A 15,647-nucleotide genomic window follows, 5' to 3' on the forward strand; every position below is an offset into this window, starting at 1 on the left:
AACGGGTGCGAAAAACGCATCCGTTCCCTTTTAAAAAAGCGTGCTGGCTTAGGGCGGCCGCATTTGTTGTGTTGATCATAATCTGATAATGATTGGTTACTTCAGTAATTATCTCTGTCGAAACTTCTTTATATATCTAAGCGCATTGTGTATACGCTATCGTGCTAAAATCAAAATAAAATAATTTTTTAAATAAATTTGCGTAACCCACAAGTTACTTATATATTTGGGTAACTTAAAAGTTACCCATTATGGCAAAAATTATTAAACACCAGTATTTTTTCGCTCATCCCATTGAAACCGTTTGGGAGTACCTAACCAATTCGGAACTCATGGGGCAATGGCTCATGAAAAATAATTTCGAGCCTGTTTTAGGACATGAATTTCAATTCCGGACCGGCGGGAAGGCTAACCTGAACTTTGACGGCATCTTCTACTGCAAGGTGCTGGACATTGAACCTTTAAAAACCCTGAGTTATTCATGGAACTGCGGCCCCGGCGAAGGCCAGATCACGCTGAAATCCGTGGTGACATGGCAACTGGAATCCAAAGACAACGGCACCGAAGTGACGCTGGATCACCGCGGATTCGACAAGGCAGAAAACCTGGACATGTATCACGGCCTGATGCACGGCTGGTTGGAAAAATTCACAAACATCGACAAACTTTTACAAGCAGGAGCTCATGGCCATACCAACTCTTGATACCTTCCAGGTGATCGGGGACCCGAGCCGGCGGAAGATGCTTTTGCTGCTCTCCGAAGATAGTTTGACCATTAACAGCCTGGCAGATAATTTCGATATGAGCCGCCCCGCTGTTTCCAAACACGTTAAGATATTGGAAACCGCCGGGTTTATCTCTATACAAGATATGGGCAGAGAACGGTATTGTACGCTGAAGAAGGATGGTTTTGAAGAACTGCAGGCCTGGCTAAACTACTTCGATCAATTCTGGACGTCGAAACTGAAGAAGTTAGAAACCTTATTAAATAACAAATTACCCAACTAAAATCGAAAATCATGAGTCAACAAGATTTTACCACCACACTTACCGTGGACCAAAGCCCCGAAGAAGTGTTTAATGCGATCAATAACATCCGTGCCTGGTGGTCGGAGGATTTTAAAGGTCATTCAGAAAAATTGAACGATGAATTTGAAGTCCGTTTCGCAGATATGCACTATTCCAAACAAAAATTAACGGACGTACATCCTAACAAAAAGATTGTTTGGCTGGTTACGGAAAGTTATTTGAGTTTTCTTGACGATAAAACCGAATGGACCAACACTCAAATTCACTTCGAGATCTCTAAAAATAATGGCCAAACGCAACTGCACTTCACCCATATAGGTTTGGTTCCCGAAAGTGAGTGTTATCAGGACTGCTTTAAAGGATGGAACTATTTTTTGCAGCATAGTTTATTAAAGTTGATCACCACGGGTAAAGGGCAGCCGCACCTGAAAGACGATCTTCTGGTAAAAACCGATGCACCCGAATAAGGACTAAGGAAAAGGATTGTTATAAACCCGGGGAGGCATAACAAAAATGGAGGTCGCAAATTGCGACCTCCATTTTAATTTAGAAAATAGTTATTTCCGCCGTAGCAATAAACTCACATCGCTACTAATGTGATACTTTCTTGTGCCGTTTCAATTCCCAATAAAAAACATACATATCATCTCATAATTATCGGGTTATTCTCCAAATTATCTGTCGAAATTTTCATTTTCAATAACACTGTTCAATTCACTTTTGACATTCAGATGTGAGCTCTGATACTGTATAACTGCGCAAAATTTATTAGATTGGGCTGTTATTTAAATATAATGGCAGAATAAATTAAATCTACTAAATTTGTAGACTATGCAGATTAGTCAGGATAGGGAATACGAATTAATCAGGAAACTCAAAGAGCAGGATGAAAATGCTTTTTCACAGTTGTACAGCTTGTACGTGAAAAGGATATACGCCTATGCCTTAAATATTCTGAAATCACCCATCCTTGCCGAAGATGTTGTTCAGGATACGTTTGTGAAGTTATGGGAATCGGCAGCGTTTTTACAAACCGACAGGTCTTTACTTCCCTTTCTTTTTACCATTGCCAAAAACACCTCATTAAACATGATCCGTCGCGGTTCGCGCGAAACCTGGATCACCGATGAGATAGCTATGCACAGTATTGATCTGGCAGAAGATGCACATCAATACACGCAGCGTAAACAAACATCAGGTTTTATTAGCGATGCCATTGAGCAGTTACCCCCACAACGCAAACTGATATATGATCTATGCCGCAATAATGGTTATTCGTACAAGCAGGCTGCCGAAAAATTAGGTATCAGCGACAGCACCGTAAACAGCCAAATGGTAAAGGCAATTAAGTTTATTAAGGCCTACATGGTACGCAATGGCGCTCTGCTACTGCTATTGTTAATGAAAAAATAAATTTATTTTAATGTAGAGTAAATGTTCTTGCCTTGTTAAGTGTAATACATAAAACAAGAAAGAATTTTGGAAGCATCCATTAAACAACTTTTCGTAAACTTCATATCCAATCAATGCACTAACGACGAAAAAGTGCAGGTTTTGGCCTACATCAATGCCGGGGGATATGAGGATGAGTGGGAAGCCGCCATTAAAGAAACCGGGCATTTAAATCAAAATCAATCAACTACAAAACACACTTTTGATGAGGCAACGTTATATAAAAAAATAAAGTTCCAGGCTGGCATCGTAAAAAAAACCAACAAACCATTAAAATGGATGGCTGTTGCCGCTACATCACTACTCATTTGTGCCATCGGTTTTTATCTGTTAAAGCCGGCAGTAAAAAGTACCCCACCCCTATTAGTTAAAACCAGCGCTGCAAAACCATTGCAACAAAGCAGCCGCAAATGGATCAAACTGCCCGACGGAACATCCGTTCAGCTCAATAATAACAGCCACCTGGATTACCCCGATAGTTTTACCGGCAAAGCCAACCGCGAGGTTACCCTTACCGGCGAAGCCTATTTTGATGTGAAGCACATTGCCGCTCATCCCTTCATTATCCACACCGGAAAAATACGGACTACGGTTTTGGGTACGGCCTTCAATATATCTGCCTATAAAGCCAATGCTAAAGTAACCGTTACGGTAACCCGCGGCAGGGTTATGGTGCAGGATGCTAATAAAACACTGGCCATTTTAAAACCCAACCAGCAATTGCTATGGACACCCGATTTAAAAGCGCCAAGCAAACAACAAATAGACGCCAGTACGGTAACTGTATGGAAGGCGAACGACCTCATAATGGATGATATTACCCTTGCCGAAGCTGCCGATATGGTATCTAAACGCTACGGTGTAAAAGTATTATTCAAAAACGATAAGGTTAAAACATGCAGGTTCACGGCCGCGTTTCTAAACCGGAACGAGATAGGCCAGGTGCTAAGCGTATTAAGTGATATTACCGGCGCCAAACTGGAACTTAAAAATGGCATAATAGCTATTGACGGGCCAGGCTGCTGACAGACAAAACACACATTAATTAACAATCAAACCCCCGAAAACTATGATCAAATGAAAACCCCGCTATCACAAATGACATAAAAAAAGTAAACCCCGGCGGCAACCAGGGCTTACTAAACGGTCTTAAATTATTTCTCGAACAACGTAAAACCAATGCAATGTATTACAATTCTACGCTTTTTGCAAGTAGGCTATGGCCTGCTTATTATCCATTTTTTTTAAAAAGAACAAGTTTTTTTATGAAGGTGAATGCGATCATAGTGATAATCTTACTGTTTGCAGTGAGCAGCATCAATGCCTCAACAGTTACGGCGCAAACATTATCAGAGGTTAAAGTTTCCTTTGGTTTGTCGCAGGCTAATCTGCAAACCGCTTTAACAAAAATTGAGAGCCAAACCGATTTTAGGTTTGCCTTTCGTAAAAACGAGATCGGCTCGGTAAAAGCGATCAGCCTTAGTGCGCAAACACGCAGCGTACAGCAGGTGCTTGATGAGTTGCTGAAAGGTACGGGGCTTACGTACAAGCAAACCAATAACAGCATCATCATATTTAAATATGAAGCGCCGAAAGTTGAAAAACAGATAGCTACTGAGCAGATCAGGGGAACAGTAAAAGATGAGGAAGGTGAACCCTTACCGGGAGTTTCTATCAAGGTAAAAGGAAAACCAAGCGGCGCGATCAGCGATTTGAATGGTGTGTTTACCGTTCAAGCATCACAAAATGATGTACTTGTATTTAGTTATATAGGTTATGCAACTATCGAAAAAACAGTAAGCGGCACACAGGCTATAAATGTTACCATGAAGACTACCGTAGGTACACTTGATGCCGTGGTTGTAATTGGTTACGGTACCACTACTAAAAGAAATAACACCGGTTCGGTAACCTCTATCACCGCTAAGGATATTGGATCACAACCCGTTACCGACCCGTTGGCAGCATTGCAGGGCCGGGTAGCCGGTTTAGATATTTCGGCGGTTACAGGTTATCCGGGCTCAGGGTATAATGTTCACCTGCGTGGAGAAAACTTCATTAACGGGGGTAACGATCCTCTGTATATTGTTGATGGCGTACCTTTTATATCTACAGGCCTGAGCCAATTTGATGGCGCCAATGGCAGCCAAAGCCCTTTAAGCAGCATTAACCCAACAGATATTGAACGGATTGATATATTAAAGGATGCCGATGCTACAGCTATTTATGGTTCACGTGGTGCTAATGGTGTTATTTTGATCACCACCAAACAAGGTAAGGCAGGTAAGCCCGAGTTTAACTTTAATGTATATAGTGGTATATCAAAAGTGAACCATATGGTTGATATGTTGAACATTACAGATTATTTGGCTTTGCGCAGAGAGGCCTTTGCCAACGACCATGTAACGCCAACTATTGATAAAGCTCCAGATTTATTGAGCTGGGATCCAAATCTGAATCAAAACTGGCAAAAAATGCTGGTCGGTAAATCAGCAGGCTTAACAGAGGCTTCCGGTTCTTTAAGGGGTGGTACCGAGCAAACTAATTTTCTGATCAGCGGAACCGTACGGGATGAGAAAATTGTACTTCCCGGCGATCTGGGGTATAAAAGGGCCGCGTTAAATTTATCGCTCAATCACCAATCTGTTGATAATAAGTTTAAAATAAACGCTTCCATCAAATACACATCCGACCAAAATAACACCATCGCTACCGATATAACGCAGTATTACAACCTGCCACCAAATTATCCTATTTACGATGCTGCCGGCGCTTACTATTGGTATGGGAATCAACAAAATCCGTTGGCTTTTTTGGCACGGAGCAGTGATTCGCAAACGCATACTTTGTTTGGCAACACGTCAATCAGCTACATGATCTTGCCGGGTTTAAACATCAAAACTACAGGCGGCTTTACACAAATGGGTATGAAACAAACCCAGACCTATCCGCAAGCCAGTTACAACCCGGCCACCTACTCGGGCAGCCAGGCTTATTATGGCAATAGTGATATGAGCTCATACATTATTGAGCCCCAGATTGATTATACACGTAAAATCAGCAAAGGTACCTTTAACGCCTTATTAGGTGGTACCTGGCAACAAAGTATAACCAATGGCCAGTCTGTTATTGGCAGCGGTTATGCCAGCGATGAGCTGCTTGGAGCTGTAGATGCAGCAGCATCGGTATCAGCTAAAACCTTTAATTATGGTAAATACAGGTATACTTCAATATTTGGCAGGGTAACCTATAACTGGGACGAAAAATATATCGTTAACGGAACTTTCCGCAGAGATGGTTCTTCCAGGTTTGGTCCTAACAGGCGCTATGGTAATTTTGGCGCTGTAGGTGCGGCATGGTTATTCAGCAACGAATCTCTCATCAAAGATAAGATCAGCTTTTTAAGCTTTGGTAAATTACGCGGAAGCTTTGGTATTGTAGGCAACGACCAGATTGGGGATTACGGATATTTGGATAGCTGGGGATCAGCAAGTTTCCCTTACGGCGGATCGTCAAGTTTATACCCAATACGTTTCCCTAACCCCGACTTTGGCTGGGAAGAAAACAAAAAAATTGAAGGTGGTATAGATTTGGGTTTCCTGAGCGATAGGATATTGCTTACTGTAAACTATTACCGAAATAGATCAAACAACCAAGTGGTGAACGAGGTTCTATCACCTCAATCCGGCTTTACAGGGTTTACCGGTAACCTGCCTGCCTTAGTGCAAAATACAGGCTGGGAATTTGAATTGAATACGGTTAACATTCAAAAAAAGAATTTCAACTGGAATACATCATTCAACATAACTTTCGCCCGTACCGAGCTATTGGAATTTCCTGATTTTACAAAATCAGCATATGCCGATACCTATGTAATTGGCCAGCCTTTGAATATTGTAAGAGGTTATGATTTTACCAGAGTTAATCCACAAACCGGCGTGCCTGAATTTAGGGATCTTAATAATAGCGGAGGAATTGATGATCCTGACCTGGTTACACTGGGCAGCACCACTCCCGATTTTTATGGAGGTATCCAAAACAGCTTCAATTACAAAAGCTTTAGCTTTAATTTCTTCTTCCAGTTTGTAAAACAAAACGGACCAGGGCTTAACTATGGCTACCTGTCATACCCTAACGGGATATTGCAAAACTCGGAGGTTAGCGCTTTAAATCGCTGGAAACAGCCCGGCGATCAAACCAACATTCCGGGAGCCACCGCAACTGCCGGTACAGCTACTTATGCCGCTTATCAAAATGCTTACCGCTTATCAAGCGCAAACTGGGTTGATGCTTCCTTTATCCGTTTAAAAAATGTATCGTTAAAGTACAATTTTGCAAACCTGGTTAAGAGCCTTAAGCTTAAAAACCTGTCGGTATATGTACAAGGCCAAAACCTGTTTACCATAACCAAATACAAAGGGTTTGACCCCGAAACTAAAGGTTATGCATTGCCGCCTTTAAGTGTTTATACTGCTGGTGTACAAGTTTCATTTTAACATCCAAAATTTAAAACAATGAAAGCATTATATTATATACTGGGAGTTGTGCTGCTAACCTCAACAGTGTCGTGCAATAAATATGTCGACATAGAAAACCCCAAAAATCAATTGGTTAGCTCAAGTGTTTTTGTGAGCGATGCCACCGCAACCGCTGCTATAGTTGGCATTTATAGCGATATGAACGCCTATAACTATCAGTTTGCCAACGTGCTCACTACCTTTATGAGCGCCATGAGCGCCGATGAGTTTGCTTATGCCGCTACGTTTGCAAGTTTTGATGAGTTTAAAAACAATGCCATATCACCTGATAATACTTATGTGGGTATATTATGGTCGCAACCGTACGATTTTATTTATCGTTCAAACGCCATTATTAAAGGCGTAACGGCATCAACAACCCTATCGGCCGCTACCAAAAATCAATTATTGGGCGAAGCGCGTTTTGTACGTGCCTTTTGCCACTTTTACCTCACCAATATGTTTGGCGATGTACCCTTAATATTAACCGATGATGTGCCAACCAACAGCAGTTTACCCAGAACCCCCAAGGCCGACGTTTATGCCGCTGTAATAGCCGATCTGGTTGAAGCCAAAAGACTATTGGGCACTGCTTATCCGGGCAACCTGGAGCGTACCCGGCCTAACAAAACTGCTGCTACGCTTTTACTGGCAAGGGCTTATTTATATACCGGCAACAACGCCCAGGCCGAAACAGAAGCTACCGAGGTGATCAATACACCTAACTATAGCCTGTTGAAAAACCCTGATCAAACCAACGCTGCCAGTATGAGCAAAGCATTCCTCAAAAATAGTAACGAGGCTATCTGGCAGTTGCAGGTGGTTAACACTTTGGGTGGCCGTAACACCTGGGAAGGTAATCTGATGGTGCCGGCAAGCAGTCCGCTTTATAGGATAACTACCGGCCCTAATGGCTTAGCCAGTGCTTTTGAGGTTGGCGATAAGCGCTATACTAACTGGGTGGGCATTTACAATACTACAGCCACGCCACCGGTTACTTACTACTATCCGTTTAAATATAAAGTTAGGGTTGGCGTGAGTGGCGCCGCTGCTACAGAATATTCAATGGTGCTGCGTTTTGCCGAGGCTTACCTGATTCGTGGTGAGGCCCGGATACAACAATCTAAATTTAGCGACGGTAAAGACGACCTGAATGTAATACGTGACCGTTCCGGATTAACCGCACTTGGCACGCCTGCCTCAATTGCAGCCGGTATGACCATGGTTGAACAGGAACGCCGCGTTGAGCTTTTTGCTGAATGGGGACACCGCTGGTTTGATTTAAAACGCTGGAAAAGCGTTACAAACGTAGCAGGTAAAAGCCGTGCCGATGATGTATTGCCTTTAATTAAAACCAACTGGAAATCAACCGCGGCACTGTTCCCAATTCCAACAGAGGCAATGCGTACTAATCCTAATATGGTTCAAAACCCAGGCTATCCAGGCGCTAAATAAACTTAGTATCATGACCAGATCAATTTACATCATATGCCTGCTTGTACTCGGCTTTGGCCGGGTACAGGCCCAGGTATTAGATATCAAACCCGATAAGCCGCAACGCGGAACTCCGGTAACCATAACCTATCATACCGATGCGCCCGGTGCCAAAATCAGTAAAGATGCGGCGGCGGTTACCATCGTATTTACCTATTCTACCTTTTACGAACTGCCATGGAAAATGCCCATGACAAAAAAGGGAGACGACTGGGTAGCCACCTTTGTACCGCAGCGCTACGCTACTTTTGCCACCTTTACCTTGCAAAGTGGCGATATTGTAGAAAAGCCTGCCGACAAACATTTTTCGATACCTGTTTACGACGGGGCAAAGCGGGTAAAGAGCGGCTTGCTGCACGAATCTTACAGCCTTTCGGCGCAAATGCCTAAAGCGCCTGATCTGCAAGCTTTGAAACAAAAACTTCAGGAGCAGGAGCTTGAAAACTATCCTAATAATTATGAAGCTAAAGTAGCCTTGCTTCAAACCAAAATTGTACGCGCTAAAACCGCCGCAGAAAAGTTGAAGTACCGTACCGAAGCACGCAAAATTATCGCTGCAAAGCTCGAAGAAAACCCAACATTTGGCGGCAACATTAACCTGGTTACCATGGGTTATTTAATGATTGGCGAGAAAACGAGGGTAGATTCGGTACGTGAGGTTATTATGAAACGTTTTCCGGATGCTGATGTATCTATAGACAGGCGTGCATCAATTATAGCGAAGGATAAAGACAGCGTTGGCCGCACCGCTAAACTGGAAGCCTTACTTAAAAAAGGTGAAAAGCCAGGCGAAGAAGGTTCAACAAGTATACATGATATGCTTTTTGAACATTACGCATCAGTTCATGATTCGGTGAAGGCATTACGGCACGCCGCTAAACTTGTGGTAAAAGCCAATCCGTACACGCCCGAAACTTTAAAAGATATCGCGGCCAAGCTAACTGAATATAAGGTTGCCCCGGCGGCTGCCATCAATTATGCTCAGCGTTCATTAAAAATTGCCGATCAATGGCCTGTTGGTATCATCAGGTATTTCCCCGAGTATGGTTACATACCGTCATTTGTTGCCGATAGCACAAGGGCGCAGGCTGTTGCCGATGCTAAATGTACCTTAGTATCCATCATCGCGCTAAATAATTTATATCAGGGTAACCAAAAAGCTGCTTTAAACTACGCGGCCCAAGCCATGGCTTACGCCTATAGCAGGGAAGGCTTGCTTAACGTGGCATCGGTTTATCAGCAAACCAATAACAATCAAAAAGCTTTTGATGCTCTATGGAAACTGCTTTTAAAGAACCCAACAGATACCGTAGTACTCAAAATAGCGAAAACCAACTTTCTAAAGTTCAATAACTCCAATACAGAGTTTGCCGCTAAAGTAGATGAACTGAAGGCCTTGGAAATAGCGCAGCTAACCCGTAAACTCAAAAAAGAACTGATGAACAAACCCCATCCGGAATTATCAGGTCTTGTTGATCTGGAGGGGAAAGCGGTAACGCCCGAAATGCTGAAAGGTAAAATTGTGATAATTGATTTTTGGGCTACCTGGTGCGTACCCTGCATGCAGGAGTTGCCTTATCTGCATAACGTTTACCAAAAATATAAAAACAACCCCAATGTTATGTTTATGGTGGTAAACAGCGGAGCAAACAATACCCTGACTGATGCACAAAATTGGGCCAAAAAAAATCAACAATACACATTCCCTATCTACTATAACAAGGACAAGGATATTGGCGAAAAAGTTGGCTTTACAGTAATTCCAACTATTGCGGTGTTAGATCAGAATGGATCACTACAATACAGAACAATAGGTTTTGAGGGAGAAATATTAGAAAAGAAGCTCTCGGTTGAAATTGACATCCTTTTACAGGAAAAGAAGATCTGATTCTCATCCAATTCGCCTATACGGCGAAAAAGATTGATTACCTGGCACATCACCGGGTAATCAATCTTATCAAATAAAACTATAGTTGGATTTTTATTAATCAGATCATTTTAAACTCAATGTTGCTTACGTGCAAATTCGAACTTCAGATAAATCAGTCAAATACTACGCTAAAATTCATCTATAGATAACTTTAAGTGTAGAACCAGCATATTCGTTTATCGGCAATACACAGTTCAATTTTTTACCATTCAATAAAATCGATATAGTTTTCAATTGATGTGAGGGATCGACAACATATATCATAGGGTTTGTTGTGTTTGCCTTTTCAAGCATCAATACACAGGGCTCACTTACACTGACAGCTATTTTCCCGGTATGCAATGTACCCGGCTTATAAAATATAACCTGTAAAACATCCTTTTGGGATGAGCGTACAGCTTGCATCACGTTAGTATTACTCAGGATATTCAGTTCCTGATATGGAGATTCCCGAAGAAATTGTTTCTGGGATATGCCGGGTACCACAATATAACTGTATAAAGCATTTTGTGGTTGTTTGCCATGATCTATCCAAAGTTTAAACACCTTGCCCTTAACGGAATCAGAAGATTGTGAGTTATTGATATGTTCCCAGGTTCCTTTCTGTTCTTTATTTGAGTATAAGATATGATTGTTTGGCTGCACGTAATATGCAATACTATCTTGCCAGTAGGAGTGTTGAGCTTTATTTACCACTACCCTTCCCCTACTCCAGCATTGATTTACCGTTGTTGTAATTGGTTCCGGCGTATCAGAACTTATACCCGTGCCCAGGCAAACTACCTGCTTACCAAAAAAGAACCATGCTTTTTTGGCTTTCACGCTATCAAAATCTAAGCTGTACGTACTTACTCCGTATTGCCCATCGCTAACACCACCGGTAAAATTGGTTGTGCCGGGCTGATCCCAGGAATTGACCGCGGCTCTATCTGATAAATATTCACGACAGGTTACACCGGGAATTTTGTCGTATTCCCATACGGGAAAAATATTAAAATATTCGCTACCGCTGCGTTGTATATTGGTTGCTCCATCGCTCATGTAACGGCCATACAAATTTTCACCGTTACCGGTTTCCGTTCTTCTTGTTCTTGTTGAGTTGGTTCGTACTGTAAACAAATAATCGGGGCTTATGTGTTGTGTATAATCGCCTATCCAATACTGGGTATGGGTTGTTTTTATTTTATATGACGGGGGTACTTTGCCCGATGCCCGTTTTACAGCATCTATATATCCGGTATAGTCATTATCCTCATCGTTCTTTTTTAACATATTAATATCTGCAAGCAAGCCAGGCACCGCGCTTGTATTGGCAGAATCTTTACGGGTAAAACCGCGCCCCATTACATTAAAATCCAAATATTTATAACGAATAGCATTCAGAAAAACGTTGTTAAGAAACTTAGTCAAAACTTCTCTTTTACCGGGTAGCATCTGCCACCTGGTTCCTTGCAGGTAAGCGGCTATCCGGTATTCGCCCACCAAAAATACCGATCCATAGGATGCGATCTGTAGTTGCCGCCCGTGTTGCAGGTAAGAGTAATCATACATCAAGCCTTCGGTGGCATTAGTCAACATTACCGGTTGAAAACATTGGCTTACAGCCGAATCCATAAGAGTAACATCGCGCGTTAATAAAGCACGATACAGGTTGTGCAAAGCTACATCCAGCTTATTGGCACCGGTTTGCTTATACATATTGCCCCGGTTCATTTTTATCAGCAATGAATCTTGCAAAGTGCGCGGCAGTGGCTTTGAACTGTGCATAAGCAACATAATTTGCCCCAGCAATTGGGGGCAATTAATTTCGTTGTACCACCAATTATTACATTTTGGATCAATACGATTCCATGCTTGCAGCGTTTTAACTATGGCCCTATAAAGTGTTTCATCGTGGCTATAGATATTGTTAGGCCGCGCATAGGCCATGGCAAAGTTTTGCACTCTGGTTAGGTGTAACGCCGGCGACCAAATAGCTACTGCTTTATCCTTGTAATCAATATCTGCCCAGGTGCCGTTAGGCTGCATATCGTTTAATCCTTTGGCTACTGATTTAGTTACCCTTAATAATTCTTCTCCTTTCAAAAGGCTTTTAACAACACGGCTGTTCACCGTATCAAAATCAGTTTGCTGAGCAAATCCTGGCGCTATAAATAGAAAACAAATGAGTATTAATGAGTATTTTAAAAATTCACAAAACATCTTATTCCGGTAGTTTATAGCCTTTAACAGTTGCAGCAGTGTTTTGCATCGTATCAAAAACGGTAATATCATTTACTCCTGTTTTAAGCCAGCCAGCCGGACAATACAATCTTTGCTGAGGGCCAACATTCCAATAGCGCCCAAGGTTATGCCCATTTACATAAACAATGCCGCGGGTGTACTTACTCATATCAATAAACGTATCTCCGGTTTCGGCTAAGGCGAATTGCCCTTTGTAAAATACGCCATCCTGTATGCCTTCGGGGTAAGCAGGCTTTAAACCGGCTACCATTTTTTCGCTCATGGGTAGCAAATAGGTTTGCCAATCCATCAGTGTCATCCCGTTAAGGGTTACCCTATCGGTAATACCTTTACGGTCTATCATGTATTGCGCAAAATTAATATGGCCCATGCCCTCTACTAAAATATCCAGTAGTGGGTTTTTGCTTTCACTTTTAGGGAGTTTAACGCTCCAATGGCCACCGTTCCGGTTAACGGTATCTACCAGTTTTCCATCAATAAATATTAAGGCAAAATCGTGCGGTTCGGTAATGGTTAAGGTACCTGTTTTGTTACCAATAAGGTGTGTGCGATATAAAATAAAGCCCTGGTTCTGTCCGTAATATTCCATAGGTTTTGGCTGGGCCGATGCAATTGGCTTAGGCAATATCTTCCAGATGCTGGTTAATGGGTTAAGTTTAACCTCTGGAATCTCAATAGCTTTTATAGGAGCAGGTACGGGTGGTATCTTGTATTTTACATATTGGCTGATCAACTTACGTAGCATATAATATTTAGGTGTCGCGTTGCCATGTTCGCTAATTGGAGCATCATAATCATAACTGGTAATATCCGGCTGAAATTGCGTTGGGTTAAACGCGTTTGCGCCAGCCGTGAAACCAAAATTGGTACCGCCATGTATCACATAAAAATTGAATGACTTGCCGCTTTTAAGCAGGTAGGTAATATCCCTCTTTAACTCATTGGTATCCGGCCTTTGCCATTGCTCTTTCCAGTGCGTTAACCAGCCGGGGTAGGTTTCTGAACTGAAAGACGGTACATTGGGGTTTTGCCTGGTAGCGGCTTCAAAGTCCTTATCGCTTGTTCCCGCATCCAATCCAATGGCGGCGCCATCAACGGTCCCGGCATCCAGCATATGCGCAGTGGCACCGTCTGCGGTATAATAAGGGCCCGGAATGCCATTTTGTTGCCACAGTTTTTTCAATATGTTGAGATAGGTTTTATCATTACCATAACTGCCGTATTCATTTTCGATCTGGGTTAAGATGATAGGCCCACCATTGGTACATAGCAAGGGTTTAACTTCTTTACTCAAATGATTTACATATCGGCTTACCGCGGCCATGTACCGGCTATCCATGCACCTGATCTTAATATCCGGTATCTTTAACAAATAAGTTGGCAGGCCTCCCCAGTCCCATTCGGCGCAAACATAGGGGCCGGGGCGAAGGATCACCCACATACCCTCCTGCTGGCAGATGCGGATAAATTCGGCAATGTTATGGTTGTCCGTTTTAAAATCGAAGATACCTTCTTTGCTTTCGTGATAGTTCCAAAAAATGTATGCGGCAATGGTATTGCAGCCCATGGCTTTGGCCATCTTTATCCGGTGTCGCCAGTAAGCCCGGGGGATACGTGCGGGGTGCATTTCGCCGCTGATGATCCGGAACGGTTTACCATCCAGCAAAAAATCATTCTTACTAAGTGAGAAAACGTGTTTTTGCTGCGCCTGTGTTTGGATAAATGTAAACAGTATTGTACACGTCAGTAACGCTTTTATCAATCGTATTTTATTCATTTTTGGGGATGAGATTTACAGATACCACTTTTTATACCGCAACAATGCTTCTATAAAATAATAATCGGCATAAGTTAAAGGTACGTCAACTTCTGTTTTGTGCGGAATAGAACCTACGCTATGTTTTAATAAAAAACCACCATTCTCACCCAGTTTAGCCCGGTAAGCATCGGTAGATAATGAGTACAGAATGGTTTTGGCTACATCAATATAAGAGCGTTTTTCGGCACCGGTAGTGTATTGACCTAACTCCAGTAAAGCCGAAGCGTAAACAGCGGCCGCGCTCACATCCCTTAAGGTATTTGGTATACCTGGTGCATCAAAATCCCAATAAGGCACCTTATCAGCCGGTAAGGTGGGATTATGGATTATAAATTGCGCTACGCCACGGGCTTGTTTTAAATATCTGGCATCGTGTGTAAAGCGGTACATCATGGTAAAACCATACATGGCCCAACCTTGTCCCCTGCTCCAGGCTGATGAATCGGCGGCACCCTGCGCGGTTTTCTTTTTCAAAACCTTGCCGGTAGAAAGATCATAATCAACTACATGATAAGAACTGTAATTTTTACGGAAATGATTTTCTAAAGTAGTGTTGGCATGGTTTACAGCAATAGCCCCTAACCTGGCTGAGCCACCATTATGCGCGGCCCATTCCAGCATTTCAAGGTTCATCATGTTATCAATAATAACGGGGCAATTAAACTTCTCGCTTTTATTCCAGCTTTGGATGGATTTGATGGATGGGCGATACCGCATGGATAATGAATTGCTGGCTGCCATCACCACATCTTTATCATGTTGCTTTTTAGTAAGACGATAAGCATTCCCAAAACTGCAAAACATTTTAAAGCCCAGGTCGTGATCTATGGTGTCTGTTTTTTCTGCCTCAAGGTTTTTCATCCTTCTTTCGGCCTCAGCCAACATAGCCGGGCTTTTGGTATATTCATAAATATAGAGCAATGTTCCGGGGTAAAAGCCGCTTGTCCACCAAACCATGTTACTATTGATGCTCTTCCCATCCTGATAGGTACGGGGCATATCGTTAGCAGGCACCTGTCGCGATAGGTAAGTGTATTGTTTTTCTGCAAGCGATAAGTTTTCGGCAATGAGCTGCCGCATTGTTTTTTTGGCTTGCGCATGTACCAATACAGCACATAAACATAAACTGGCAGTTAAAATAATCTTCTTCATTTGATCAGGC

Annotated in this window: 11 protein-coding genes; 8 read left to right on the forward strand and 3 right to left on the reverse strand. The window is 42.5% G+C overall.

The features are described 5' to 3' along the window. The first annotated feature begins 251 nt into the window (after positions 1 to 251). The 8 genes from BDD43_RS00210 (at position 252) to BDD43_RS00245 (ending at position 10,380) form a co-directional block, all read left to right on the forward strand. Positions 252 to 704, forward strand: a complete 453-nt coding sequence (locus tag BDD43_RS00210) for an SRPBCC family protein (RefSeq protein ID WP_121195561.1) — start codon at positions 252 to 254, stop codon at positions 702 to 704. After that, a complete protein-coding gene (locus BDD43_RS00215) occupies positions 685 to 1,008 on the forward strand; it encodes an ArsR/SmtB family transcription factor (protein WP_121195562.1) in 324 nt (107 codons plus the stop codon). Before BDD43_RS00210 ends, BDD43_RS00215 begins: the two co-directional genes overlap by 20 nt. A gap of 11 nt (positions 1,009 to 1,019) precedes the next feature. Beyond that, entirely contained in the window at positions 1,020 to 1,496 is a 477-nt protein-coding gene (locus BDD43_RS00220; RefSeq protein WP_121195563.1) for an SRPBCC family protein, read from the forward strand. Positions 1,497 to 1,860: 364 nt separating this feature from the next. Further along, positions 1,861 to 2,442 (forward strand): RNA polymerase sigma factor, encoded by a 582-nt coding sequence (locus tag BDD43_RS00225; RefSeq protein ID WP_121195564.1) that lies wholly within the window; start codon positions 1,861 to 1,863, stop codon positions 2,440 to 2,442. Positions 2,443 to 2,508: 66 nt separating this feature from the next. Then, entirely contained in the window at positions 2,509 to 3,507 is a 999-nt protein-coding gene (locus tag BDD43_RS00230; protein WP_121195565.1) for a FecR family protein, read from the forward strand. A 239-nt stretch (positions 3,508 to 3,746) separates the two neighbouring features. Then, a complete protein-coding gene (locus BDD43_RS00235; protein WP_246001367.1) occupies positions 3,747 to 6,977 on the forward strand; it encodes a SusC/RagA family TonB-linked outer membrane protein in 3,231 nt (1,076 codons plus the stop codon). An 18-nt stretch (positions 6,978 to 6,995) separates the two neighbouring features. Then, positions 6,996 to 8,453, forward strand: a complete 1,458-nt coding sequence (locus BDD43_RS00240) for a RagB/SusD family nutrient uptake outer membrane protein (protein WP_121195568.1) — start codon at positions 6,996 to 6,998, stop codon at positions 8,451 to 8,453. 10 nt (positions 8,454 to 8,463) lie between these two features. Beyond that, positions 8,464 to 10,380 (forward strand): TlpA family protein disulfide reductase, encoded by a 1,917-nt coding sequence (locus BDD43_RS00245; protein ID WP_121195569.1) that lies wholly within the window; start codon positions 8,464 to 8,466, stop codon positions 10,378 to 10,380. 177 nt (positions 10,381 to 10,557) lie between these two features. Here the strand turns inward: BDD43_RS00245 and BDD43_RS00250 are convergent, their stop codons facing one another. The 3 genes from BDD43_RS00250 to BDD43_RS00260 form a co-directional block, all read right to left on the reverse strand. Further along, entirely contained in the window at positions 10,558 to 12,534 is a 1,977-nt protein-coding gene (locus tag BDD43_RS00250) for a polysaccharide lyase family 8 super-sandwich domain-containing protein (protein WP_162846939.1), read from the reverse strand. Positions 12,535 to 12,625: 91 nt separating this feature from the next. Continuing rightward, complete coding sequence (locus BDD43_RS00255) at positions 12,626 to 14,443, reverse strand: glycoside hydrolase family 35 protein (RefSeq protein WP_121195572.1); 1,818 nt, start codon at positions 14,441 to 14,443, stop codon at positions 12,626 to 12,628. Between the two features lie 15 nt (positions 14,444 to 14,458). Then, positions 14,459 to 15,637: a glycoside hydrolase family 88 protein gene (locus tag BDD43_RS00260; RefSeq protein ID WP_121201825.1), complete on the reverse strand. Its 1,179-nt coding sequence runs from the start codon at positions 15,635 to 15,637 to the stop codon at positions 14,459 to 14,461. Between the last annotated feature and the right edge of the window lie 10 nt (positions 15,638 to 15,647).

The sequence above is a fragment of the Mucilaginibacter gracilis genome (genome assembly GCF_003633615.1).
Lineage (GTDB): Bacteria > Bacteroidota > Bacteroidia > Sphingobacteriales > Sphingobacteriaceae > Mucilaginibacter > Mucilaginibacter gracilis.

What these genes read in the sequence shown, in the direction of transcription:
- BDD43_RS00210 (WP_121195561.1), top strand. Translation starts at nt 252, where the DNA reads ATGGCAAAAATTATTAAACACCAGTATTTTTTCGCTCATCCCATTGAA.
- BDD43_RS00215 (WP_121195562.1), top strand. Translation starts at nt 685, where the DNA reads ATGGCCATACCAACTCTTGATACCTTCCAGGTGATCGGGGACCCGAGC.
- BDD43_RS00220 (WP_121195563.1), top strand. Translation starts at nt 1,020, where the DNA reads ATGAGTCAACAAGATTTTACCACCACACTTACCGTGGACCAAAGCCCC.
- BDD43_RS00225 (WP_121195564.1), top strand. Translation starts at nt 1,861, where the DNA reads ATGCAGATTAGTCAGGATAGGGAATACGAATTAATCAGGAAACTCAAA.
- BDD43_RS00235 (WP_246001367.1), top strand. Translation starts at nt 3,747, where the DNA reads ATGAAGGTGAATGCGATCATAGTGATAATCTTACTGTTTGCAGTGAGC.
- BDD43_RS00240 (WP_121195568.1), top strand. Translation starts at nt 6,996, where the DNA reads ATGAAAGCATTATATTATATACTGGGAGTTGTGCTGCTAACCTCAACA.
- BDD43_RS00245 (WP_121195569.1), top strand. Translation starts at nt 8,464, where the DNA reads ATGACCAGATCAATTTACATCATATGCCTGCTTGTACTCGGCTTTGGC.
- BDD43_RS00255 (WP_121195572.1), bottom strand. Translation starts at nt 14,443, where the DNA reads ATGAATAAAATACGATTGATAAAAGCGTTACTGACGTGTACAATACTG.
- BDD43_RS00260 (WP_121201825.1), bottom strand. Translation starts at nt 15,637, where the DNA reads ATGAAGAAGATTATTTTAACTGCCAGTTTATGTTTATGTGCTGTATTG.